The sequence below is a fragment of the Streptomyces sp. NPDC002867 genome, assembly GCF_053591895.1.
Genome location: NZ_JBSFUR010000067.1, coordinates 1 through 24,023, shown reverse-complemented (window position 1 = coordinate 24,023; position 24,023 = coordinate 1). Strand labels below are relative to the sequence as shown.

21 protein-coding genes and 3 pseudogenes are annotated in these 24,023 nt (G+C 71.1%); 21 read left to right on the top strand and 3 right to left on the bottom strand.

Translation table 11 applies throughout. The features are described from left to right. Window positions 1–113 (top strand): annotated as a pseudogene (locus ACWD0A_RS32450) (transcriptional regulator); the annotation flags it as partial. A 98-nt stretch (window positions 114–211) separates the two neighbouring features. On the opposite strand, the gene murA reads toward ACWD0A_RS32450, so the two are convergent. Next, window positions 212–1,552, bottom strand: coding sequence for a UDP-N-acetylglucosamine 1-carboxyvinyltransferase (gene murA, locus ACWD0A_RS32445; protein WP_410361246.1), 1,341 nt, complete (start codon window positions 1,550–1,552; stop codon window positions 212–214). Window positions 1,553–1,852: 300 nt separating this feature from the next. On the opposite strand from murA, the gene ACWD0A_RS32440 reads away from it, so the two are divergent. The 9 genes from ACWD0A_RS32440 (at window position 1,853) to ACWD0A_RS32400 (ending at window position 13,071) form a co-directional block, all read left to right on the top strand. Further along, window positions 1,853–2,413 (top strand): YqgE/AlgH family protein, encoded by a 561-nt coding sequence (locus tag ACWD0A_RS32440; RefSeq protein WP_307715238.1) that lies wholly within the window; start codon window positions 1,853–1,855, stop codon window positions 2,411–2,413. A 63-nt stretch (window positions 2,414–2,476) separates the two neighbouring features. Further along, window positions 2,477–2,764 (top strand): DUF3039 domain-containing protein, encoded by a 288-nt coding sequence (locus ACWD0A_RS32435; protein ID WP_307715239.1) that lies wholly within the window; start codon window positions 2,477–2,479, stop codon window positions 2,762–2,764. A gap of 237 nt (window positions 2,765–3,001) precedes the next feature. Beyond that, a complete protein-coding gene (locus ACWD0A_RS32430; protein ID WP_451303973.1) occupies window positions 3,002–4,300 on the top strand; it encodes an extracellular solute-binding protein in 1,299 nt (432 codons plus the stop codon). Between the two features lie 119 nt (window positions 4,301–4,419). Next, entirely contained in the window at window positions 4,420–5,403 is a 984-nt protein-coding gene (locus tag ACWD0A_RS32425; RefSeq protein WP_451303971.1) for a carbohydrate ABC transporter permease, read from the top strand. Further along, on the top strand, window positions 5,400–6,251 hold the full coding sequence (locus tag ACWD0A_RS32420; RefSeq protein WP_451303969.1) for a carbohydrate ABC transporter permease: 852 nt from the start codon (window positions 5,400–5,402) through the stop codon (window positions 6,249–6,251). Before ACWD0A_RS32425 ends, ACWD0A_RS32420 begins: the two co-directional genes overlap by 4 nt. Before the next feature lie 4 nt (window positions 6,252–6,255). Further along, entirely contained in the window at window positions 6,256–7,905 is a 1,650-nt protein-coding gene (locus tag ACWD0A_RS32415; RefSeq protein ID WP_451303967.1) for a beta-N-acetylhexosaminidase, read from the top strand. 224 nt (window positions 7,906–8,129) lie between these two features. Continuing rightward, complete coding sequence (locus tag ACWD0A_RS32410) at window positions 8,130–9,026, top strand: FAD binding domain-containing protein (RefSeq protein ID WP_177152592.1); 897 nt, start codon at window positions 8,130–8,132, stop codon at window positions 9,024–9,026. Further along, entirely contained in the window at window positions 9,023–10,759 is a 1,737-nt protein-coding gene (locus ACWD0A_RS32405; RefSeq protein ID WP_451303965.1) for a 2Fe-2S iron-sulfur cluster-binding protein, read from the top strand. The genes ACWD0A_RS32410 and ACWD0A_RS32405 overlap by 4 nt, the downstream gene beginning before the upstream one ends. Further along, window positions 10,756–13,071 (top strand): xanthine dehydrogenase family protein molybdopterin-binding subunit, encoded by a 2,316-nt coding sequence (locus ACWD0A_RS32400; protein ID WP_451303963.1) that lies wholly within the window; start codon window positions 10,756–10,758, stop codon window positions 13,069–13,071. Before ACWD0A_RS32405 ends, ACWD0A_RS32400 begins: the two co-directional genes overlap by 4 nt. A 337-nt stretch (window positions 13,072–13,408) precedes the next feature. Here ACWD0A_RS32400 and ACWD0A_RS32395 read toward each other — a convergent pair whose 3' ends face one another. Both ACWD0A_RS32395 and ACWD0A_RS32390 read right to left on the bottom strand, forming a co-directional pair. Beyond that, a complete protein-coding gene (locus ACWD0A_RS32395; protein WP_451303961.1) occupies window positions 13,409–14,083 on the bottom strand; it encodes an AAA family ATPase in 675 nt (224 codons plus the stop codon). After that, on the bottom strand, window positions 14,080–14,838 hold the full coding sequence (locus ACWD0A_RS32390) for a GntR family transcriptional regulator (RefSeq protein WP_451303959.1): 759 nt from the start codon (window positions 14,836–14,838) through the stop codon (window positions 14,080–14,082). The genes ACWD0A_RS32395 and ACWD0A_RS32390 overlap by 4 nt, the downstream gene beginning before the upstream one ends. Before the next feature lie 399 nt (window positions 14,839–15,237). Between ACWD0A_RS32390 and ACWD0A_RS32385 the strand changes: the two genes are divergently transcribed. From ACWD0A_RS32385 to ACWD0A_RS32335, 11 genes and pseudogenes are all read left to right on the top strand, one after another. Then, complete coding sequence (locus ACWD0A_RS32385) at window positions 15,238–15,501, top strand: DUF6284 family protein (protein ID WP_451303957.1); 264 nt, start codon at window positions 15,238–15,240, stop codon at window positions 15,499–15,501. Beyond that, a complete protein-coding gene (locus ACWD0A_RS32380) occupies window positions 15,498–16,388 on the top strand; it encodes a DUF2637 domain-containing protein (protein ID WP_451303955.1) in 891 nt (296 codons plus the stop codon). Before ACWD0A_RS32385 ends, ACWD0A_RS32380 begins: the two co-directional genes overlap by 4 nt. Continuing rightward, window positions 16,388–16,734, top strand: a pseudogene (locus tag ACWD0A_RS32375) (RRQRL motif-containing zinc-binding protein). The gene ACWD0A_RS32380 and the pseudogene ACWD0A_RS32375 overlap by 1 nt, the downstream one beginning before the upstream one ends. Continuing rightward, window positions 16,718–17,098: a DUF6251 family protein gene (locus ACWD0A_RS32370; protein ID WP_451303953.1), complete on the top strand. Its 381-nt coding sequence runs from the start codon at window positions 16,718–16,720 to the stop codon at window positions 17,096–17,098. Before ACWD0A_RS32375 ends, ACWD0A_RS32370 begins: the two are co-directional and overlap by 17 nt. A 312-nt stretch (window positions 17,099–17,410) precedes the next feature. Continuing rightward, window positions 17,411–19,198 (top strand): MarR family transcriptional regulator, encoded by a 1,788-nt coding sequence (locus tag ACWD0A_RS32365; RefSeq protein WP_451303951.1) that lies wholly within the window; start codon window positions 17,411–17,413, stop codon window positions 19,196–19,198. A 95-nt stretch (window positions 19,199–19,293) separates the two neighbouring features. After that, on the top strand, window positions 19,294–20,226 hold the full coding sequence (locus ACWD0A_RS32360) for a bifunctional DNA primase/polymerase (RefSeq protein ID WP_451303949.1): 933 nt from the start codon (window positions 19,294–19,296) through the stop codon (window positions 20,224–20,226). Window positions 20,227–20,312: 86 nt separating this feature from the next. Further along, on the top strand, window positions 20,313–20,579 hold the full coding sequence (locus ACWD0A_RS32355) for a hypothetical protein (protein WP_451303947.1): 267 nt from the start codon (window positions 20,313–20,315) through the stop codon (window positions 20,577–20,579). Continuing rightward, window positions 20,576–21,721 carry a DUF3631 domain-containing protein gene (locus tag ACWD0A_RS32350; RefSeq protein ID WP_451303945.1) on the top strand — a complete coding sequence of 382 codons (1,146 nt, stop codon included), beginning with the start codon at window positions 20,576–20,578 and terminating at the stop codon, window positions 21,719–21,721. The genes ACWD0A_RS32355 and ACWD0A_RS32350 overlap by 4 nt, the downstream gene beginning before the upstream one ends. Before the next feature lie 168 nt (window positions 21,722–21,889). Then, window positions 21,890–22,123 (top strand): helix-turn-helix domain-containing protein, encoded by a 234-nt coding sequence (locus ACWD0A_RS32345; protein ID WP_451303943.1) that lies wholly within the window; start codon window positions 21,890–21,892, stop codon window positions 22,121–22,123. A gap of 82 nt (window positions 22,124–22,205) precedes the next feature. Further along, window positions 22,206–23,483, top strand: coding sequence for a tyrosine-type recombinase/integrase (locus ACWD0A_RS32340; protein ID WP_451303941.1), 1,278 nt, complete (start codon window positions 22,206–22,208; stop codon window positions 23,481–23,483). Window positions 23,484–23,751: 268 nt separating this feature from the next. Further along, window positions 23,752–23,880: pseudogene (locus ACWD0A_RS32335) on the top strand (IS5 family transposase); the annotation flags it as partial. Window positions 23,881–24,023: the final 143 nt, after the last annotated feature.

The window sequence follows — 24,023 nt, the reverse complement described above, 5'->3', positions numbered from 1 at the left end:
CGCCGTGCACGGTCGTGCAGCTGACGGGCGTCTACGACGCGGGTACCGCCGAGCGCGGCTCCGTCGAGGCGGTACGGCGGGCGGCCCAGGTCTCCCCGGCTGCCGCCCGCCCCGCGGAGTGCGTGCGCGAGGCGCTGCGGCGGATGTCGTACCGCGCGACAACGCCGACGGCCCCCGCGGGAAACCCGCGAGGGCCGTCGGTGAGGGTGCGTCAGACGATCGGGCCGCCGGGCAGCTCGACCTTCGCGCCGAGCTTCTCCAGCTTCTCCATGAAGTTCTCGTAGCCGCGGTTGATCAGGTCGATGCCGTGCACCCGGCTCGTCCCCTGCGCCGCCAGCGCCGCGATCAGGTACGAGAAGCCGCCGCGCAGGTCGGGGATGACCAGATCCGCGCCCTGGAGCTTCGTCGGACCCGACACGACCGCAGAGTGGAGGAAGTTGCGCTGGCCGAAGCGGCAGTCGGAGCCGCCGAGGCACTCACGGTAGAGCTGGATGTGCGCGCCCATCTGGTTCAGCGCGGACGTGAAGCCGAGCCGGGACTCGTACACCGTCTCGTGCACGATCGACAGCCCCGTCGCCTGCGTCAGGGCCACGACCAGCGGCTGCTGCCAGTCCGTCTGGAAGCCGGGGTGGACGTCCGTCTCCAGCGCGATGGACTTCAGCTGACCGCCCGGGTGCCAGAAGCGGATGCCCTCGTCGTCGATCTCGAAGGCGCCGCCGACCTTCCGGTACGTGTTCAGGAACGTCATCATCGAGCGCTGCTGAGCGCCGCGCACGTAGATGTTGCCCTCGGTGGCCAGGGCCGCCGACGCCCAGGACGCCGCCTCCAGGCGGTCCGGGATCGCGCGGTGGGTGTAGCCGCCGAGCTTGTCGACACCGGTGATCCGGATCGTCCGGTCCGTGTCCATGGAGATGATCGCGCCCATTTTCTGCAGGACGCAGATCAGGTCCTCGATCTCCGGCTCGACCGCCGCGTTGGTCAGCTCGGTGACGCCCTCGGCGAGCACCGCCGTCAGCAGCACCTGCTCGGTCGAGCCGACCGACGGGTACGGCAGACGGATCTTGGTGCCGCGCAGCCGCTGCGGGGCCTCCAGGTACTGGCCGTCCGCACGCTTCTCGATCGTGGCGCCGAACTGGCGCAGGACGTCGAAGTGGAAGTCGATCGGCCGACCGCCGATGTCGCAGCCGCCCAGACCCGGGATGAACGCGTGCCCGAGCCGGTGCAGCAGCGGGCCGCAGAACAGGATCGGGATGCGCGAGGAACCCGCGTGGGCATCGATGTCGGCGACGTTCGCGCTCTCGACGTGCGTGGGGTCGAGGACCAGCTCGCCGGGCTCGTCGCCGGGGCGGACCGTCACGCCGTGCAGCTGGAGGAGTCCGCGGACGACTCTCACATCGCGGATGTCGGGCACATTGCGCAGCCTGCTCGGCTCGCTGCCGAGCAGGGCGGCGACCATCGCCTTGGGCACGAGGTTCTTCGCGCCGCGGACGCGGATCTCGCCCTCGAGCGGGGTTCCGCCGTGGACAAGCAGTACATCGTCTGTGCCGGTCATGAATCTCGCGTTCCGGAGGGGTCCCCCCAGCGCATCGAGGGGGCCGTCGGGCAGGGCCAGAGAAAAGGGTAAGGGGCCCGGGGCCCTTCGATGTATGGGTGAGGCGCCCCTTGGTACGTAATGAATCGGGTACAACACGCTCCGTCCGCCGCCTCTCGCACACTGTCACCGGACCCGGGCGCCGACGGCACCCGGACACCCGCGGGCGGGGCACGCTCCGACCTGCGCCCCCTCCCACCGCGGCGGCGCACTGTGCCGCTCCGCCCCCGCGGACGGCCGAGATGCGGGATCATGTGTCGCATGACCGAGGTGTCCTCGCTCACAGGGCGGCTGCTCGTCGCCACACCTGCCCTCGCGGACCCGAACTTCGACCGCGCGGTGGTCCTGCTGCTCGACCACGACGACGAGGGCTCCCTCGGCGTCGTCCTCAACAGGCCCACACCCGTCGACGTGGGCGACATCCTCGAGTCCTGGGCCGCGCTGGCCGGGGAGCCCGGTGTCGTCTTCCAGGGCGGTCCCGTCTCCCTGGACTCGGCGCTCGGCGTCGCGGTGATCCCCGGCGACGAGGGGCCGCTCGGCTGGCGGCGGGTGTACGGGGCGATCGGCCTCGTCGACCTGGAGGCGCCGCCCGAGCTGCTCGGCTCGGCGCTCGGTTCCCTGCGGATCTTCGCCGGATACGCGGGCTGGGGCCCGGGCCAGCTGGAGGCCGAGCTGCAGGACGGCGCGTGGTACGTCGTCGAGTCGGAGCCCGGCGACGTCTCCTCGCCGCGGCCGGAGACGCTGTGGCGTGCGGTGCTGCGCCGCCAGCGCAACGAACTGGCCATGTTCGCGACGTATCCGGACGACCCGTCCCTCAACTGACCGGATCGCCGCGCCGGGGTCCTCGCTCCCGTACCGGCGTCGGCGTGGGTACCCTTGGAGCTCATGAGCACTCTTGAGCCCGAGCGCGGGACAGGCACCGGGACCCTGGTAGAGCCGACGCCGCAGGTGTCGCACGGCGACGGCGACCACGAGCGCTTCGCCCATTACGTCCAGAAGGACAAGATCATGGCGAGTGCCCTCGACGGCACTCCCGTGGTCGCGCTGTGCGGAAAGGTCTGGGTGCCGGGGCGTGACCCCAAGAAGTACCCGGTCTGCCCGCTGTGCAAGGAGATCTACGAGTCCATGGGCTCGGGTGGCGACAAGGGCAAGGACGGCGACAAGAAGAAGTAGTCCGCCGCCGCTCGACGGCTTCCTCCGACGGCCCCCGGGGCGCGCGTTTCGCGTGCTCCGGGGGCCGTTTCGCGTCTTCGGTCCTCGCCGCGGCGTTGCACGCCGTGCGGCTGCCGGTCACAGAGTGGTTGAGACCTCTTGTGGCGCTGTGCGGGCCACCTCTAGCCTCCTGCGTGTTGTGCAGCACGAAACAGCCGTTGCATAGAATGCAACACGACGACGCGTGGGGGTTCCCGCATGAAGCTCATCGCCGCACTCGCCGCCCCCGTGGCGGCACTCGCCCTGGCGGGCCTCACGTCCTGCGCCCCCCAGACCTCCGACACCGGCGCCAAGGAGGACGCCAAGAGCGGCACCCTGCGGGTCTGGCTCTTCCAGGAGGTCAACAACAAGCCCAAGGAGCAGGTCGTCGACGCCGCGGTCGCCGCCTTCGAGAAGGCGCACAAGGGCGCGGAGGTCGAGGTCGAGTACATCCCCGTCGAGACCCGCGCCCAGCGCATCAAGGCCGCCTTCAACGACCCGGCGAGCGCCCCCGACGTCATCGAGTACGGCAACACCGACACCGCCGGATACGTGAAGGACGGCGGACTCGCCGACGTCACGGCCGAGTTCGGCGCCTGGGACGAGGCGAAGGACACCGACCCCACCGCCCGGGAGTCCGTCACGGTCGGCGGAAAGGTCTACGGCGCGCCCCTCTTCGTGGGCGCCCGCGCGCTCTACTACCGCACCGACGTCTTCGCGGAGCTCGGCATCGAACCGCCCAGGACCCAGGGCGAACTGATCGCCACCGCCAAGAAGATCCGCAAGCAGAAGCCGGAGTTGTACGGGCTCGCGGTCGGCGGCGCGTACACCTACGGCGCGATGCCCTTCATCTGGGCCAACGGCGGCGAGCTCGCCTCCCGGAGCGGCGGCTCGTACACGTCCGCCATCGACAGCGCCGCCGCGCGGAAGGGCATCACGGCCTACACGTCCCTGTTCGGCGACGACAACTGTCCCGCCGCCAAGTGCGCCTCCATGGGCGGCAACGCGACGGTCACCGCGTTCGCCTCCGGCAAGGCGGCCATGGCCATCGGCGGCGACTTCAGCCACCAGGCGGTCGAGGCCGGCTCGGTCAAGGGCAAGTACGCCGTCGTGCCGCTGCCCGGGCTGAGGGCGGGCGAGATCGCTCCCGCCTTCGCGGGCGGCAACAACATCGGTGTTCTCAGGAGCAGTTCGCACCGCACCCTGGCGGTGGACCTGATGAAGCGGTTCGCGGGCAAGGAGACGCAGGCGAAGCTGTTCGACGCGATGGGCTTCCTGCCGACGTACACCGACGTGCGGGCCGAGGCCGCGAAGAAGGAGCCGTTCGTCGAACCGTTCATCAAGACGCTCGACGCGGGAGCCAAGTTCGTGCCGGCGTCCCCGGCCTGGGGCCAGATCGACGCCTCGCTCGTCCTGCCCTCGATGTTCCAGGAGATCGTCAGCGGCAAGAAGGACGTGGCGGCCGCGTCGAAGGACGCGGCGGAGAAGATGGACGCGGCGTTCGCGTCGGCGGGCTGACGCCGATGACGCACCGCCCGAACGGCACGAGCGGGCGGACGGAGTCCGCCACCGCGCCGCCGTCCCCGTCCGGCCCGTCCGCGTCCCCCGGGGCCCCGGCTTCGGAGGCACCCGCGCCTTTGCCGGCCCCGGCCGCAGCCGTCGTCGGGACGGCGGCGCGGGCCGGGCGGCCCGGCAAGGAGCCGCCGCCCGGGGGCCGGGGCCCCCGGGCCCCGAGGGCGCCGGGGCGGCGCGGGGGCTGGACCCCGTGGATCTACCTCGCGCCCGCCCTGGCCGTCCTCGCCGCCCTGCTCGTCTACCCGGTCTACCAGCTCGGCCTCATCTCCTTCCTCGAGTACACCCAGGCCCAGGTCAGCGGCGGCGAGCCGACCAGCTTCCAGGGCCTCGGCAACTACCGCACCCTCCTCGCCGACAGCCAGTTCTGGCAGGTGCTCCTCGCGACCGTGCTCTTCGCCGCCGCCTGTGTCCTCGCCACCCTCGCCGTCGGCTGCGCGCTCGCGGTCCTGCTCACCCGCGTACGGGCGCTGCCGCGCCTCGCCCTGATGCCGGCCGCGCTCGGCGCGTGGGCCACCCCGGCAATCACGGGCTCCACCGTCTGGGTCTTCCTCTTCGACCCCGACCACGGCCCGGTCAACCGGGTGCTCGGGCTGGGCGACTTCTCCTGGACCTACGGCCGCTGGAGCGCCTTCTCGCTCGTCCTCTTCGAGGTCGTGTGGTGTTCGTTCCCGTTCGTGATGGTGACGGTCTACGCGGGCATCAAGGCGATTCCCGGCGAGGTGCTGGAGGCGGCCTCGCTGGACGGGGCCTCGCAGTGGCGCATCTGGCGTTCCGTCACGGCCCCGATGCTGCGGCCCATCCTCGTCGTCGTCACCATTCAGTCGATCATCTGGGACTTCAAGGTCTTCACGCAGATCTACGTGATGACGAACGGCGGAGGCATCGCCGGACAGAACCTCGTGCTCAATGTGTACGCCTATCAGAAGGCGTTCGCGTCCTCCCAGTACAGCCTGGGATCGGCGATCGGCGTGGTCATGCTGCTGATTCTGCTCGCGGTCACGCTCGTGTACCTGCGACTGCTGCGACGCCAGGGAGAAGAGATATGAGCCTCGGTACGAGCGCGTGGCGGGTCCGGCGTCCCGGACGGCTCGCCGCCGAGGCGACGGCGCTCGCCGTCGCGCTGGTGGTTGTCTTCCCGCTGTACTGGATGGTCCTCTCCGCCTTCAAACCGGCCGGTGAGATCCAGTCCGCCCAGCCGCGTCCCTGGACGCTCGCCCCCTCGCTGGACTCGTTCCGCCGGGTCTTCGAACAGCAGGAATTCGGCCGTTATTTCCTCAACAGCCTGATCGTGGCGGGAACGGTCGTCGTCGCCTCGGCACTGATCGCGTTCCTGGCCGCCACGGCGGTCACCCGGTTCCGGTTCCGGTTCCGTACGACCCTGCTCGTCATGTTCCTCGTCGCGCAGATGGTGCCGATCGAGGCCCTGACGATTCCGCTGTTCTTCCTGATGCGCGACGCCGGACAGCTGAACACCCTCGGCTCGCTGATCCTGCCGCACATCGCCTTCTCGCTGCCGTTCGCGATCTGGATGCTGCGCGGCTTCGTCAAGGCGGTCCCCGAGGCCCTGGAGGAGGCCGCGTCCATCGACGGCGCGAGCCGTACGCGGTTCCTGTGGCAGATCCTCTTCCCGCTGGTCTTTCCCGGGCTGGTGGCGACGAGCGTGTTCTCGTTCATCTCGACGTGGAACGATTTCCTCTTCGCCAAGTCGTTCATCATCAGCGACACCTCGCAGTCGACGCTGCCGATGGCGCTGCTCGTCTTCTTCAAGCCGGACGAGAACGACTGGGGCGGGATCATGGCGGCCTCTACCGTGATGACCGTGCCGGTGCTCGTCTTCTTCGTACTCGTTCAGCGACGTCTGGTCTCCGGCCTGGGCGGCGCGGTGAAGGACTGACGTGATGACTTCCACGAACCTGGTCCCCGCTCCGCTCGTCGCCGAGTGCCGGGCCGACAGCCCCGGTTGTTTCTCGCTGGACGAGCGGACCACCGTAGACGCCCGGCCGGGCGCCGAGGGCGTCGCCCGCCGGCTGCGCGCGATGCTCGGGCCGGCCACCGGCCTCCCGCTGGCCGACGGCTCCGGCCCGCACAGCATCCTGCTGCGCGTCAGCGCCGATGTGGAGCGGGAGTACGGCCCGGAGGGCTACCGGCTCTCCACCGACCGCTCCGCCGACGACGTCGCGGTCCTCGTCGAAGGCGGAAGCGCGGCAGGGGTGTTCTGGGGTGTGCAGACGCTCCGGCAACTGCTCGGGCCGGACGCGTTCCGCAGTGCGCCCGTCGCGCGCGGCCGGGACTGGACCCTTCCCCTGGTCACGGTCGAGGACCGCCCCCGCTTCTCCTGGCGCGGCATGATGCTCGACGTCTCACGGCACTTCCTGCCCAAGGACGACGTCCTGCGCCAACTCGACCTGCTCGCCGCCCACAAGCTCAACGTCCTCCACTTCCACCTCACCGACGACCAGGGCTGGCGCATCGAGATCGAGCGGTACCCGAAGCTCACCGAGGTCGGCGCCTGGCGGGCCCGCACCAAGCACGGGCACCGCGCCTCGCCGCTGTGGGACGACCGTCCGCACGGCGGCTACTACACGCACGACGACATCCGCGAGATCGTCGCCTACGCCGCCGAACGGCACATCACCGTCGTCCCCGAGATCGACATCCCCGGGCACTCGCAGGCGGCCGTCGCCGCGTACCCCGAACTCGGCAACACCGACGTCGTCGACACCGCCTCCCTGACGGTCTGGGACAACTGGGGCGTCAGCCCGAACGTCCTCGCCCCCGGCGACACCACCCTGCGCTTCTACGAGGGGGTCCTGGAGGAGGTCCTCGACCTCTTCCCGTCCGTCTTCGTCCACATCGGCGGCGACGAGTGCCCCAAGGACCAGTGGAAGGAGTCACCGGCCGCCCAGGCACGCATCAAGGAGCTCGGGCTCGCCGACGAGGACGAGCTCCAGTCCTGGTTCATCCGGCACTTCGACCGCTGGCTCGCCGACCGCGGCCGCCGCCTCATCGGCTGGGACGAGATCCTCGAAGGCGGACTCGCGCCGGGCGCCGCCGTCTCCTCCTGGCGCGGCTACCAGGGAGGCATCGCCGCCGCCGAGGCCGGTCACGACGTCGTCATGTGCCCCCAACAGCAGGTGTATCTGGACCACCGGCAGGCTGCCGGCGACGACGAGCCGATGCCCATCGGCTACGTGCGGACCCTGGAGGACGTCTACCGGTTCGAGCCCCTGCCGCCCTCGCTCGGCCCCGAGGCCGCCGCCCATGTGCTCGGCACCCAGGCCAACGTCTGGACGGAGGTCATGCAGGACCGCTCCCGCGTCGACTACCAGGTCTTCCCGCGTCTCGCCGCCTTCGCGGAGGTGGCCTGGTCCGCCCTGACCGCCCCCGCGGAACGGGACTTCGCCGGATTCGAACGGCGCATGGAGACCCACTACGCGCGCCTCGACGCGCTCGGCGTCGGCTACCGCCCGCCCGGCGGCCCGCGGCCCTGGCAGCGCCGTCCCGGCGTCCTCGGACGCCCGATCGAAGGAGCACCCCCGAACGTGTGAGCCGCGCCCGGGCACCCGCCCGGCCCGTGTCCGTCGTCGCAGGACGACGGGGAGCGAATCCGGACCATCGCGTACGGAACCGGACTTACGGGTTGGACGGGCCCTTCGCGGACCCTCCCGCCGGACGGCTCGGAAGATGTGCCAGAGTTGCCACGTCCGACCTGTGAGCACGTACGGTACGGCACACAGGCGGGACAGCCGGGACACCGGGAAGGGGCAGCTGGGTGACCACGCACGCACCGCAGACGGCGCAGTCGGTGACGCTGCCGGGCTCGCTCGACGAGGCCGTGGCGGCGCTCACCGCCATGCCTGCCGCCGTGCCCGTCGCCGGGGGCACGGACCTCATGGCCGCCGTCAACAGGGGACAGCTCCGCCCCGCGGGTCTCGTCGGCCTCGGCCGCATCAGCGAGATCCGCGGCTGGCGCTACCAGGACGGGCACGCGCTGCTCGGCGCCGGACTCACCCACGCCCGGATGGGACGGCCCGACTTCGCGGCCCTCATCCCCGCCCTCGCGGCCTCCGCGCGCGCGGCCGGGCCGCCCCAGATCCGCAACGCGGGCACGCTCGGCGGCAACATCGTCACCGCCGCGCCCACCGGAGACACGCTGCCCGTGCTGGCCGCCCTGGAGGCGGACCTGGTCGTGGCGGGCCCCGAGGGCGCGCGCCGCGAGATCCCGGTCTCCCACCTGCTCGCCGGCCGGGAGATGCTCGGCCCCGCCGAACTCATCGGCTTCGTACGGGTGCCGCTCCTGCACGCCCCGCAGGTGTTCCTCAAGGCCACCGGCCGCACCGGCCCCGGCCGCGCCACCGCATCCGTCGCCGTCGTGCTCGACCCGGCGCGGCGCGGGGTGCGCTGTGCGGTGGGCGCGATCGCGCCGATGCCGCTGCGCCCGCTGGAGGCCGAGCGCTGGATCGCGTCGCTGATCGACTGGGACGGGGAGCGGGGGCTCGCGGGCGAGGCGCTCGCGGCCTTCGGCGAGTACGTGGCGGCCGCGTGCATCCCGGACCCGCCCCCGGCGGCACCGGGCGAGGAGCAGCAGGTGCTGCCGCCCGCCGTACTGCATCTGCGGCGCACCGTCGCCGCGCTGGCCCGACGGGCACTGGGGAGGGCGCTGTCGTGAGCAACGAGGACCACCAGCAGGGGCGCTTTCCCGAGCCGCCGGACCACCGGGACCGCCACGACGGTCCGGACGGCGGCCAGGGGCGCCTGGACCTTCCGGACGCCTTCCTGCAGGACGGCCCGCACGAGTACCCGCAGAGCGGGGACCAGGGGTACGCCGCGGGCGCGCAGGACTACCAGGGCTACCAGGACCACGGGCAGGGCCAGGCCCACGACCACGGCCAGGGTTTCCCGTACGAGTACGGCGGCTGGCAGCCGACGGCCCCCGACTACGACGGCGAGGCGACGGGCTTCTTCCAGCTGCCGACCGAGGATTCGCCGGCAGCCGCCCCCCTGGAGGCGCCGGGGCACGGCTACGTACCGCCGATGATCATGCCGTTGACGCCGCTCGCGCCGGAGGCGGGCACCGACCCGGCGGCGAACGGCGGTTGGGCGCCGGAGCAGCCGCAGGCCGCCGGTGAGCCGGCGGAGCCGTCCGCGGCCGCGCCCGAGCCCGTGCAGTGGCCGGAGGCGGGCGCCCAGCGGCACGGTGATCCGCACGCGACGGGTCAGTGGACGTTCCCCGAGGAATCCGCCCCGGCGGCCGCGCAGGGCGCCGCCGGTCACGAGATGACCGGGCAGTGGTCGATCCCGATCGCAGAAGGTGATCTTCCGGACGAGTCGGGCGAATTCCTGCGTTCCGCACCGCCGGTGGCCGAGACGCCCTGGGCCGCCGCGGAGCCCCCGGCCACGCTTCCGGGCGGCGCGCCCGCGCCGTGGACGACGCTGCCCGGCGGCGCGCCCGCGCCGTGGGCGGAGCAGGTCCCTCAGGAGCAGGCGCCTCAGGAGCCGACGGTGCAGGAGCCGGAGCCCGGCGAGGCCGCGCCCGAGGGCCCGGTCCCCGCGGAGTCCGGGCATGCCGCCCCCGAGCCCCTGGAGCCGCAGGACGCACCCGAGCCCGCGAGTCCCGAGACCGCTCAGGTGCCGGAGCCGCGCGAGGACCGGCCGGTCCCGCAGGAGCACGCGGCAGCCCAGCCGTCCGGGGACGCGTCCTCAGAAGAACCCCCCACCGGGGACCCGTCCTCCGAGGAGGCCCCCTCCGGTGAACCGGACTCCGGGGCAACGGCGGCCACCGGCGCCGACGAGCACCCGCCCACCTCGTACGTCCTGCGGGTCAACGGGACGGACCGTCCGGTCACCGACGCCTGGATCGGCGAGTCGCTCCTCTACGTCCTGCGGGAGCGCCTCGGCCTCGCCGGAGCCAAGGACGGCTGCTCCCAGGGCGAGTGCGGCGCCTGCAACGTCCAGGTGGACGGCAGGCTCGTCGCCTCCTGCCTCGTACCCGCGGCGACGGCCGCCGGCTCGGAGGTCCGCACGGTCGAGGGTCTCGCCGGTGACGGCGAGCCCTCCGACGTGCAGCGGGCGCTCGCCAACTGCGGCGCCGTCCAGTGCGGCTTCTGCATTCCCGGCATGGCCATGACCGTGCACGACCTCCTGGAGGGCAACCACGCCCCCACCGAGCTGGAGACCCGCCAGGCCCTGTGCGGCAACCTGTGCCGCTGCTCGGGCTACCGAGGTGTGCTCGATGCCGTACGCGAGGTCGTCGCCGAACGCGCCGCGAGCGCGGCCGCGGCAGCCGAGGAGGCGCCCCCCGAGTCGTACGGGGAAGCGCACGAGGAAGCCCGTATCCCGCACCAGGCACCCCCCGGCGCCGGTAGGGTGCAGGCCCACCCGCACGACGGAGGCATGGCGTGAGCAACGACGCGGCCGTCACGGCGAATCCGCAGGCCGCCGAAGGCCCCCGGCCGGAAGCGCCGGCCCACGGCCTCGGCGCCTCCCTCCCCGCGGCCGACTCCCGCGCCAAGACGGAGGGCACGTTCCCGTACGCCTCCGACCTGTGGGCCGAGGGCCTGCTGTGGGGAGCGCTGCTGCGCTCGCCGCACCCGCACGCCCGCATCGTCTCCATCGACACGTCTGCCGCCCGTGACATGCCCGGCGTACACGCGGTGATCACCCACGAGGACATCCCGGGCGACGCGTCGTACGGCAGGCGGATCGCCGACCGGCCGGTGTTCGCGTCCGAGATCGTCCGCCACCACGGCGAGGCGATCGCCGCGGTGGCCGCCGACCACCCGGACACCGCGCGGCTCGCCGCGGCGGCGATCGCCGTCGAGTACGAGCTCCTCGACCCGGTGACCGACCCGGAGAAGGCGTTCGCCGCCGGACCGCTGCACCCCGACGGCAATCTGATCCGGCACATCCCGCTGCGCTACGGCGATCCGGACGTGACCGGCGAGGTCGTCGTCGAGGGCCTGTACCGCATCGGCCGCCAGGACCCGGCGCCGATCGGCGCGGAGGCGGGCCTGGCCGTACCGCGGCCAGACGGCGGCATCGAGCTGTACACGGCCTCGACCGACCCGCACGCCGACCGCGCCCTCGCCGCCGCCTGCTTCGGCCTGGAGCAGGAACGGGTCAAGATCGTCGTCACCGGCGTACCCGGCGCGACGGGCGACCGCGAGGACCCCGGCTTCCAGCTCCCGCTCGGCCTGCTGGCCCTGCGGACCGGCTGCCCGGTCAAGCTCACCGCCACCCGCGAGGAGTCCTTCCTCGGCCACGCCCACCGCCATCCGACGCTGCTGCGCTACCGTCACCACGCGGACGCCGAGGGCCACTTGGTGAAGGTCGAGGCGCAACTGCTGCTCGACGCGGGCGCCTACGCCGACGCGTCCTCCGAATCACTGGCCGCCGCCGTCGCGTTCGCCTGCGGCCCCTACGTCGTCCCGCACGCCTTCATCGAGGGCTGGGCGGTGCGCACCAACAACCCGCCGTCGGGCCACGTGCGCGGCGAGGGGGCCATGCAGGTCTGCGCGGCGTACGAGGCGCAGATGGACAAACTCGCGGCCAAACTCGGCCTGGACCAGACCGAGATCCGCCTGCGCAACGTGCTCGCCACCGGCGACATCCTCCCCACCGGCCAGACGGTCACCTGCCCGGCGCCGGTCGCCGAACTGCTCCAGGCCGTACGGGACCACCCGCTGCCCTCCCTCCCCAAGGACACCCCCGAGACCGACTGGCTCCTCCCGGGCGGTCCCGAGGGCGCCGGCGAACCGGGCGCGGTGCGCCGCGGCGTGGGCTACGCGCTCGGCATGGTGCACATGCTCGGCGCGGAGGGCACGGACGAGGTCTCCACGGCGACGGTCAAGGTCCACGACGGCGTCGCGACGGTCATCTGCGCGGCGGTGGAGACCGGTTCGGGGTTCTCGACCCTGGCGCGCCAGATCGTTCAGGAGACGCTGGGCATCGAAGAGGTCCACGTGGCGGCGGTCGACACCGACCAGCCCCCGGCGGGCCCGGCGGCGCACGGCCGCCACACCTGGGTCTCCGGCGGCGCGGTCGAACGCGCGGCCAAGATGGTCCGCACTCAGCTCTTGCAGCCGCTGGCGCACAAGTTTGGCATGTCCACGGAGCTGCTCCAGATCACCGACGGCAAGATCACGTCGTACGACGGCGTGCTCTCGACGACGGTCACGGAGGCGATGGACGGCAAGGAACTGTGGGCGACGGCCCAGTGCCGCCCCCACCCGACGGAGCCGCTGGACGAGTCGGGACAGGGCGACGCGTTCGTGGGCCTGGCGTTCTGCGCGATCCGCGCGGTGGTCGACGTCGACATCGAACTCGGCTCGATCCGTGTGGTCGAGATGGCCGTGGCCCAGGACGTGGGCCGCGTCCTGAACCCGGCCCAGCTGGCGACCCGCATCGAGGCGGGCGTCACCCAGGGCATCGGCGCGGCCCTCACGGAGAACCTCCGCACGGCCCGCGGCCTGATCCGCCACCCGGACCTGACGGGCTACGCACTCCCGACATCACTGGACGCGCCGGACATTCGCATCGTGAAACTGATCGAGGAACGGGACGTCGTGGCCCCCTTCGGCGCGAAGGCGGCGAGCGCGGTCCCGGTGGTCACGTCCCCGGCGGCAGTGGCCTCAGCGGTCCGCGCGGCGACGGGCCGCCCGGTCAACAGGCTCCCGATCCGGCCACAGGCGGCGGTGGCGGCGCCCAACTCGTAACGGTGGGAGGTGGTGCGTACGGCAGCCGCACCGGGGCCGCACCGCGGCGCGCGGCAAGGCCGAGCAGCCCGTACGCACGACGGTGGCCGCCCCCTCTCGGGGAGCGGCCACCGCCCATCCGTGCGTACAGAGGCCGTGACCGGAATCGAACCGGCGTAACTCGCTTTGCAGGTTTGTATCGGCTGGTCAGGGCTTGATCCGGGGTCGTTCAACCTCGTTCATTCGCGTCGGCCCCTCCGGAGCCTGAACCGCCGTGAACGGCTCCGGACGGGGGTGAATGAGACGGAAACTGAGACGGAGGGCCGTCCGGCTGACCTGCGTGTCTGCCCTTCGAGCGTCACGGGCGAGCTTCCAGAGCGGCGATCACGGCCGCAGCGTCGCCGTCATACATGACGTGCGGTTCGTCTGCGCCGGGAGGCACGAAGCGGGTGCGGTACCGCTGAAGGTCGCTTTCGGAGAAGTAGATCGAGTTGGGATCGTGTGCGTGGGCCTCGTTGCGCTTGCTGATCCTTGCCCAGAGTTCGTCATGGCTCGCTGCGAGATAGACGAGCAGCGGAGTGGCGCCGGCGTCGGTGGCAATGGCTCCCCATCGGGTTCGGTCGTCCGGGGTCCAGAACCCATGGTCGACCACGACGTCGTGCCCCGCTTGGAGTTGATCCCGTAGTTCAACCGCCGCATCCTCAAGAACCGGACGCTCAAGGGCGGGGAACGTGCCCCGTGGGAAGTCCACCCCGTACACGCCGTGACGGCGATACATCTCCTCATCCGGGCACAGGCGCACGAATCCGCGAGCGGTGAGGGCCCGGGAAAGAGTGGTCTTGCCGGAGCCGGGAAGTCCTGCCATGAGGACGCAGAACGGCGAGTGTGGGGGCATCGGTCTTGTCAGGGTCCGGGAGATGGCACGCATCTCCGCTTCGGCTTCGGGGGTGAGCGGGCCGGTACGGCGAGCGGCCAGCAGGGCGCCCATGCGCTCTTCAAGCACGCTCATGAGCGTGTCGTCCACAGTCGTCACTGGGAAACCTCCGATTCCGTCCGCCATGTGCGACCAGGGCCTCCGAGGTCGACACCGTACTCCACGACGTTGCCCTCGCTGTCGATGAACTTCGCTGTCATCACGACCACGGGTTCCGCCGGAGGGTTCTCCGGGTCCAGCTCCAGAAGTTCTGCGTCCTCCGCTGTCAACAGGCGCGCTGAGGCGGTGTCGATCCGATGGCTGATGGGAAGGCCGGTCGCTTCGGCGATGAGCTGGAGCGAGGTTCCCCCGGTCAACCGCTCGCTCTCCGCCAACTGGGGGATCAGCTTCCCGTACCGAGCCGGGATCCAAGACGTACTGTGCGCAACGATGCCGTGCCGGTCCCTGTACACCCGGCGCCGACGGATCACGTCCGAGCGAGGTTCAATGCCCAGAGCTTGGGCCACGTCTGCGGGCGCAGGAACTACGGCGGCCTGGTGGGAGTCGGACCTTTCGCCTGACCCCCAACTTGATCCGGTACGGCGGCCACGATCCTGACGCTGAGATCCCGAGGACATCGGTGCGGGTCGGTCCAGGACCTCCGTACCGATCCCGTGGATGCCCCTGACCAGGCCCTCGTTGCGGAGCTTGCGCAATGCCTTCTCAGCCGTTGCGGTGCTCACGCCCCACTCCTCCGAGAGGTTCTTGATGCTCGGCAGAAGTGATCCCGGCTGTAGCTGGCCGGACGTGATCAGCTCCGTGTAGTGGGCGGCAATCCTCGCGTACGGCGCTCGATTGTCGACCTGACCAGCCATTTCGCCAGCTCCCTCGCTTCGGTTCCCTCAGGTTCCCTAGCTTACCGCTTGACACCGCAGGGAACCCTAGGGAACCTTAGGGATGTGCCCGAAGGAAAGCCCCGCGGGGTGAGTACGACGTGAGCGCTTGTGGCTTGAGAACTCAACAGCGTGCCGAGGGAGCCCGCCCCACCTCTGCGAGCAAGAGGGCGGGCGCGTGCGGGTTCTGTCCCGTGCGCGGTACAGCGCCATCTCAACGCTTCCGCCGTACTCTGCGGCGGCCGGTTGCCTCCGCCGCTCGTCTCGTACGAGCGGCGCTGAGGGGAGCCGGATGTCCCGACTTCTACGGCGCGCGGCCCCGGTGCTGGAACACCGGGGCCGCTGTTCGGGCCGTTCCACCTGCTAGGGAGAACACGACCCATGAACCACATCGTCACTGTTCAGGACGCTGTTACCGCGTTCGAGTCGTGGATGGAGCCCACGGACGCGGAGCTGGACGGCATCGACGCGGAGATGCCCGTCATCCGCGCGGAGGTGGAGTTGCTGGACGCGCAGATCATCGTCATCGACCGCACGCCGTGCGAGCTGGACGAGCGGCGCATTCGCCGGGCCCGCCGACGCGTGCTCGCCGCGCACCGCGACCACGTCAACGGCCTGTCCGGTCAGACGGGCGGTGTCGCATGAACCTGCACCGCAAGGGCCGCGCCACGCTCGTGCTCGCGCTGGTCGTCGTGGTCGCGATGGCCTTCCGGGTGTCCTGGAACGCTCTGCGCGACATCGCGGGCGCCATCGGCGCGGACGACACGGCCGCGACGCTGTACCCGTTCGTCGTCGACGGTCTCATGGCCCTGGCCTTGATCGCGACGCTCGTGCTCGCCGGGCGGGACCGGGCGTTCGCGCTGCGGGTGCTGGCCGCCTACACGATCGCCTCGCTCGTCCTGAACTACGTGCACGGTCTGGTTCCGGAGCTGCACGGCCGGTCGGTCGACTGGGGTCGACTGGCCGACTGGGACCCGGCGAACTGGGTGCTCGTGCTGCTCGCCACGTCGCTGCCGGTCGGGTCGATCTACTTCGGGTCCGACCTCGTGGCGAAGGTGCTGCACCACCGCCCCGCCCCGATCGCTTCCCCGACCGCGAATGCGGAGGAATCGACCAATAACGAGAGAAATCAGTCTAGTTCTGACCTCGTGGTATCGACCCCGGCACCGATCACGCCGAACGTGAAGCCGCTGCCCCGGCCGGTGGCCGTCGGCTTCCTCAAGTCGACCGTACCGGCCAAGCCGGTCACGGCGATCGAGCGGCCGACCGTGACGCCGATCGAGCGGCGCGCGGTGGCTGCCGAGTCGACCCGCCCGCGTCGGGCCACGGGCCGTGTGCCCGAGGTTGCCCGCACCCCGCGCCCGAAGCGCAGCCCGGATGAGCTGCTGGACGAGGCGCGAAAGGCCACGGCCGATTGGCCGGACGCCAAGCTGACCGCCGAGGGCATCCGCCGTGAGGTCCGCACCTCGCCGGCGAACGCCCGCACCCTGCGCGACACCCTGCGCGCCGAACGCGACCTGCAGGTCGCCTGATGGCCACGCTGCCCGTCTACCGGTGGCGACTCGCACCGGACGGCTACGCCACCCGCCGACAGCTCCGCGCCCTCGGACTCCGTCCGGGTGGTCAGGAGGTGGCAGCTCAAGTGGAGCGGCCCGGCGCCGCCGCCCGCCGCTGGTCGCCTACCTCTACCGGATCGACCGGGCCAAGCCCGTGCGGCCCATGACCCCGGCTCGGTGGGCGGCGCTCGCCAAGGCCAACGCCGCGCGCCGCCTGTGTCCCGGCTGCGGTCGTGATGCCGGATACGTCATTCCCTCGTCGCTCGGCACCTGCGTGCCCTGCACCTTCCCCGAAGGGACCACCGATGGAATCGCTGCCTGAGCCTGCCCGTGTGGTGCAGCTCCCGGACGGCACCTACACCTATGTCGCCGCCGAGAACCTGCCGGTGCCGCAGCAGTACAGCGGCCCGCAGGTCGTCCACCAGCACGTGCACCACGCGCCGCCGGACCGCACGGTGCAGCGCATCGCGCTCGGCTCCGGCGTCGGCGCCGGGACCGTCGCGGCCGGGGTCTACTTCGGCCCGCTCCTCGTCGGCGTGCTCACCGCCATGGCCGCGAACCTCGCGCTGCTCGCCCTCATCGCTGCCGTATGCGCCTGGGGCGTCGTCACTGTCGTTAAGAGCGTAGGCGGCGAGGACGGCAAGAACGCCGCGAAGAACATCGCCAAGGCCCGCCGCCGCCGCTGACGGCTGCCTGTCCCCGCCCGGCCACCACCGGCCGGAAGGGCCGCTGAAACACCTCAAGGCCATAGGCGGCCCGCAGAGCGGCCGAGACCCCTTCCAGGTGGGGTTTGACCCCCGGAAGCCCGTTCGGCCACCAGAAGCCCCGTAGCGACGCAGGGTGACGGAAGTTTCCGCCCTCGCGCGCGCACGCGTAGGGGCCGCCTCGGAAACCAGGAAACCGGAAACACGCTCACTCCGCGTAACACATGCGTGTGGTGACGGGCCGTCGCATGACCCGTCACCACCGACCCACTCATCCCGGAAATGAGGACACCCGTGAGTCAAGGACAAGTCTGGCGCACCCACCGCCAGTACGCCGCCACCGCCGCACGCTGGAGTGCCGACGTGTGGCGCAAGGAAGCCGACCGCCGCACCGCTCTGCGTGCCCAGCGCAAGCCGCTCGTGGCCGACGCCCGCGCCGCCCTGGCGCGGGCCCGAGCCGTCGACCCGGAGGGCGTCACCTCCCTGCGCCACCGCGCGGAGCGGGAGTTGCGCACCGCCAAGCGGCGCGTGCCCGACCCCATGTGGCTGTTCGCCACCAAGACCGGTGCTGCGCTCGGTGTCGCCGGATACCTCTACCTGCCGCAGGTCCCTGCCCGCGTGTGGGTGTGGTCGGCCGTCGCCGTCGTCGCCGCCATCACCGCGCTGTTCGTGTGGGTGGCCGTGCGCGAGCGCGACACCACTGGTCTCACGCCCACTGTCGAGGAGTCGGCGCTTCTGAAGCGGTTGCAGCCGCAGCACTGGAAGGACCACGCCGAACAGCGCGGCCTCGCGGGCACGCTGACCGGTCGGCCGAAGCTGACCGAGGCGGGCATCGTGTGCGCCGTCCGCCTCGACGGCACCTGGACGGCGACCAAGCTCCGCGCAGCCGAGGACCACATCCGCGCCCTGCTCGGAGCCCGCACGAGCCTGCGCATGCAGATCAAGGCGGGCAAGCAGGGCGGCTGGGCCGAACTCACCTTGCGCACCCGCAGCGCGGCCGACGGCGACGACCTCAAGTGGAGCCCGGAGCGGCGCTCGCTCGGGGTGGACACCGTCACCGGCGACCAGGTCTCCGTGCCGCTCGGGGAGCGGCTGCTGATTGCCGGTCGGTCCGGCGCCGGTAAGTCGGTGGCCTCCCGGCCGCTGCTGTACGACGCGTCCGAGGGCGCCACGAACGCGCTCGTCATCATCGACCTCAAGCGCGTGGAAGGCCGCCTGTGGGACCACCGGGCCCGCGTCGCCTCCACCCCGCGCGAAGTCGTTGACGTGGTCGACGAGTTGGAGACGGAGATGCTGGACCGGCTCAGCATCCTGCCCAAGGGCCAGGACACCTGGACGCCCACCCCCGACCGGCCGCGCATCACGGTCGTCGTCGACGAGGGTGCCGAGGTCATGACGGCCGCCGACAAGGTCCCGTGCGAGACCGAGACCGGCGACGGCAAGACCCGCACCGTCAACCGCTCCGCGCTGCCGGGCCTTGAGTCCCTGGCACGGATGGGCCGCGCGGCGTGCATCGACCTGTGGTGGATGACCCAGAAGCCCACCATCGGCGACGGTATCCCCAAGCAGATCGCCCCGCAGATCGGCGTCTCCATCTGCCTCGCGGTCCGCACGCCGGCCGAAGCGCGCGTGGTGCTCGGTGAGGACGCTCAGGCCAAGGGCTGGAACGCCGACGAACTCCCCGTGCCGGGTGTGGCGCTGGTCCGGGACGGCAAGCGTAAGCCCGACCCCGTCAAGGTCCGCTACATGGACAAGATGGTCGTCATCGCCCTGCCCGACCGCACTCCCTGGTCCCGCACGGTGACTCCCACGGTGGAAGCCGCGGGCGCCCCGACGCTCACCCTCGTCAAGGACACCGCGACCGACACGGCACCGGCCACGGACGGCGCCGTCGCCCGCGTCCTGAAGGCCATCGAGACCGCCGACGAGCCGGTCGCCCAGAAGGACCTGGTCACGATCACGGGCCTGTCCAAGGGCGCCGTGTCTAAGGCCGTCAAAACCCTCACCACCGGCGGCACGGTCGTCCGCGGCATTGACGGCCGACTGACCACCACAAGCGGCGACGAGTCTGCAGCCGCCTGACCCACCACCTAAAGACGACGGCGGCCCCCATCCGACCAAGAACCGGGGCCGCCGCCTGTCCACCAGCCATCAACGACCTGTGGAGGTCTCCCAGCATGACCCAGCCGACCGTCATCCGGCGAGACGGCCAGCGGCCGTTACTGCCGGACCTGCGCGCGTCCGCCCTCAAGGCAGCCGAACGCGGCTGGCCGGTCATCCCGCTCCACCCTGGCAGCAAGCGCCCAGCGGGACATGCCGAACGCGCCTGTCCCGGCACCGGGCGGTGCGCCGGTGGGCACCGCACCCCGGAGGAGCGGGCGACCACCGACCCAGAGCTGATCCGCGCCGCGTGGGAGCACCGGCCCTACAACGTCGGGATCGCGACCGGCCCGGCCGGGCTGCTCGTCATCGACCTGGACCCGGTCAAGGCAGAAGAGCCAGAAGGAGCGCCTGACGGCGCCGCTTCCTTGCAGGCGCTCTGCGAGCGCGCCGGGCAGGTGCTCCCGGACACCTACCGGGTGCGGACCGCGCGCGGTGAACACCTGTACTTCACCGCCCCCACAGGGGTGCGGCTGAAGTGCAGCGCGAACCGGCTCGGGCCGCACATCGACACCCGCGCCTGGGGTGGCTACGTCGTCGCCCCCGGCAGCACCACCCCCGACGGCACGTACGAGGTCGTCCACGACGCGCCCGTTGCCGAACTACCGTCGTGGCTCGCGGCATTGATCACCGACCCGCACAAGCCCGCCCCGGCGCCCGTGCGGGTCCACGACGGCACCCGCGCCGCCAGGACCGCCCTGGAACGCGAGTGCGCCGTCATCGCCTCCGCGATCGAGGGCGGGCCCAACGGGCGGAACAACACCCTGCACCGAAGCGCCTGCAAGGTGGCGCGGTTCGTGGCGTGGGGCGACATCCCTCGGCAAGTGGTGGAGGAGGCAATCCAGGGGGCGGGGGAGGCTACGGGACTGCCGTCGGCCGAGTGCCGCACCACCATCCGCAGCGCCCTGGACTGGGTCATCGCCCACGCCACGCCACGGGAGGCAGCATGACGGCGCCGACTCCCCCCGCCCTGGATTGCCCCACCCACACCCCGAGCAGGCCACACGCCGCTCTCCAGCCTGTGGACGCGGCGGCCGTGGGCGAGCCGAAAGGCGCCGCCCGCAAGGGCGTCCGAACTGCTCTTCGTTCGGACCCGCACCCGAGCAACGGACGCTGGCCCATCGCGTGGCTGCACATCGTCGCCCCGCGCGGAGCCGTGCCCACCGCCACCTCAAGGTGCGCGTGCGGACGCGACCGCTCGGCCATCGGCAAGCCCCGGGTGCTCGCCCTGATCGACGACCACACCGCCCACCGAGACGCATGCCCCCTGCGCAACCCCGAGGAAGAAAGGGCCGCCGCATGACCGACCCCATCGACGGCGCCGCACTGCTCGACAAGGTGGAAGCCTTCCACCGGCGCTTCAACGTCTTCCCCACCGAGGCCGCGTACGTGGCGGTCGCCCTGTGGGACGCGCACGCCCACCTGCTCGACTGCTTCGACTCCACACCCCGCATCGCCTTCCTGTCCCCGGAGCCGGGGTCGGGCAAGACCCGGGCGCTGGAGATCGTGGAAACCCTTGTGCCGCAGCCCATGACCGCCGTCAACGCGTCGGCCGCAGCTCTGTTCCGGTCCGTCTCGGGAGGCAATGGCAAGCCGACGATCCTGTTCGATGAGATCGACACCGTCTTCGGCCCCAAGGCGGGGGACAACGAGGAACTGCGTGGATTCCTCAACGCCGGACATCGCCGCACCGGGGTCACCTATCGGTGCATCGGAGACGGCGGTCAGCAGACCGTGCAAGCCTTCCCCTCGTACTGCGCGGTTGCGGTCGCCGGTCTCGGCTCGCTGCCGGACACGATCCTGAGCCGCTCCGTCATCATCCGTATGCGGCGCCGGGCGAGGAACGAGAAGGTGGAGCCCTTCCGGGCCCGCATCCACGAGGCGGAGGGGCACAAGCTCCGTGATCGGCTTGCTGCGTGGGCAGAGCAGGCACGAGGGTTTGTCATGGGGTCGTGGCCGGACATGCCGGACGGGGTGACCGACCGGCCGGCGGACGTGTGGGAACCCCTGCTCGCCATCGCCGACGCGGTCGGCGGGGACTGGCCCGACCGGGCACGTGTGGCATGCGTGACGCTCGTGACCGCGTCCAAGGCCAACGACAAGGGCAGCCTGGGGGTTCGGCTGCTGACCGACCTGCGCGACCATGTCATGGTCGGCATCGACCGCCTGCCCACTGTCGCCATCCTGGACCGGCTCAACGCCCTGGACGACGCACCGTGGGCCGACCTCAACGGCAAGCCGCTCGACAACCGGCGCCTGTCGCGGATGCTTGCGGAGTACATGACGGCCGACAACGAGCCCATCGCCTCCCGCAACATCAAGTCTGCCGGGAGCGTCCTCAAGGGCTACTACGCCGCCGATCTCTGGGACGCGTGGGCCCGCTACTGCCCCCCACCTCCGGAAAGTCCGCTACCTCCGCTACCCGGCATTGAAAACGCAGGCTGACCAGCCGAAACGGGGTAGCGGCAAGCACCACCGCGAGCCGCTACCCCGCCGCTACCGCTACCCCTTCCCGCTACCCCGAACAAGCCTCTGACCTGCTCGGTAGCGGCGGTAGCGGAAGTAGCGGCCCTCAGAGGGACCCCCCAAGGGCTGCCCCAGAGGAGACCCCATATGAGCATCGCCAGCGTGGACGTCGCTCCACTCGCTGCGGCCAGTGACCTGACCCCCGTTCTCTTGACTGTTGAAGAGGCCGCCCGCTGCCTCCGGATCGGTCGGACCACCTGCTTCGCCCTCATCCGCACCGGTGAGCTGGAGTCCCTGATGATCGGCGGCCTCCGACGCGTCCCCGCCGACGCTCCGGCCGCCTACCTCGCCCGCCGTCGCGCTGAGAAGCGATCGGCCTGACTCGCCCCTCACCGGAGCGCTGCCCCACCTTGGGGCAGCGCTCCGGTCGTCTTCAACCGCCTCAACTTCAAGGAGCCCGCCCGTGGCGGAAGACAAGAAGCGCACCCGGCAGCCCAATGGCCGCAGTTCCATCTATCTAGGTAAAGACGGCAAGTGGCACGGTCGTGTGACTGTCGGCATCCGTGACGATGGCACACCGGACCGCCGTCACGTTGAACGCAAGAGCCGTGCCGAAGTGGCGGCCGCCGTACGTGAGTTGGAGAAGCAGCGCGACGCCAAGACCGTGAGGAAGCCCGGCAAGGCGTGGACGGTCAAGGCCTGGCTGACGCACTGGATTGAGAACGTCGCGCCCCTCGCCGTCAACGACAACACGATGGTCGGGTACGGCGTCGCCGTACGGAAGCACCTGATCCCCGGTTTGGGGGCTCACCGTCTCGACAGGCTCAAGCCCGAGCACATCGAGGCGTTCTACGCCAAGATGCAGGCCAACGGCAGCAAGCCCGCGACCGCTCACCAGGTGCATCGAACTTTGCGAACCGCCCTCAATGAGGCCGTGCGGCGCGGGCATCTCGGTAAGAACCCCGTTCAGTTGGCCAAGGCGCCAAAGGCGGGGGAGTACGAGGTGGAGCCCTACAGCGTCCAAGAGGTACAGCGGTTGCTCAAGGCGGCTGACCAGCACCGCAACTCCGCTCGCTGGGCCGTCGCCCTCGCCCTCGGGCTACGCCAAGGGGAAGTGCTTGGTCTGAGGTGGGACGACGTGGACCTTGGTGGTGGGTTCCTTGTGGTCCGGCGCAGTCGACACCGACCGCAGTACGCCCACGGGTGCTCGGAGCCCTGTGGCCGCAAGGCCGCCGGGTACTGCCCGCAGAGGCGACGAACCAACCCAGAGTTGTCCACCACCAAGTCGCGCGCCGGCCGTCGCGCGGTCGGCCTTCCCGAACAACTCGTTGACCTACTCCGGATGCACCTCAAGGCGCAGGAAACGGAGCGGGAGGCGGCCGGGAAGCGCTGGGAGGAGAACGGCTTGGTGTTCCCAGACGAGCACGGCCGTAGCCCGTCCCACCGCCGGGACTGGGCCGAGTGGAAGGCCCTACTGGCAGAGGCGAATGTCCGGGACGGGCGTCTGCACGACGCCCGCCACACGGCCGCGACGGTTCTGCTGATCCTCGGAGTCCCCGAGCGGGCCGTCATGGGCCTCATGGGGTGGTCGACCACCGCCATGGCCGCCCGCTATCAGCACATGGTCGACGCTGTGCGCGCCGACGTGGCGAAGCAGGTGGACGGACTGATCTGGAAGACCGAGGCGGACCGGCCGGATGATGACGACGGCGCAGCCGGCGCGCTCGTACCGGCCAACTGAGAGGTCGTTTCCATCTATATTGCCTTGAAATAGACCGATTCTCGGAGCGTGAAGTCGTGGTGATCGTGAGGTAGCAGGTGTGCTTGGAGACCTGTGGGTCGAGTGGTGTGACAGACGGGGCGAGATGAGGCTTGTTCCTGTCTCATCCCGGAACGCCGGGCGTCGGGGTCGTCTGTGTGCTTCCATCGTCGTCGCTGCGCGCCTGGGCGCACTCGGTCTGGAGCGATACGCCGGAAGCATGCCGACGCGACGCCCTTAGCCAAGTGATCTGTCCGATGCGCGCTGGGAGTTGATCGAGCCGGTGCTCTCGGCCTGGCGCTTCGAGCGCCGCGGCAGAGCCCTGGACTTCTGTCGGCCGCCCGAGCATGACCTGCCCGACATCATGGACGTGATCTTGTAGGTGCACTGCACCGGGGTCCAGTGGTGTTACCTGCCGCACGACTTCTAAGAAGTCATCTCATTTGGTTGGCTCGGTAGGCTGTCGGTCGTGGTGGGGATCGTTGAGCGGCTTGTGCCGGATGAGTTGTGGGAGTTGTTCCA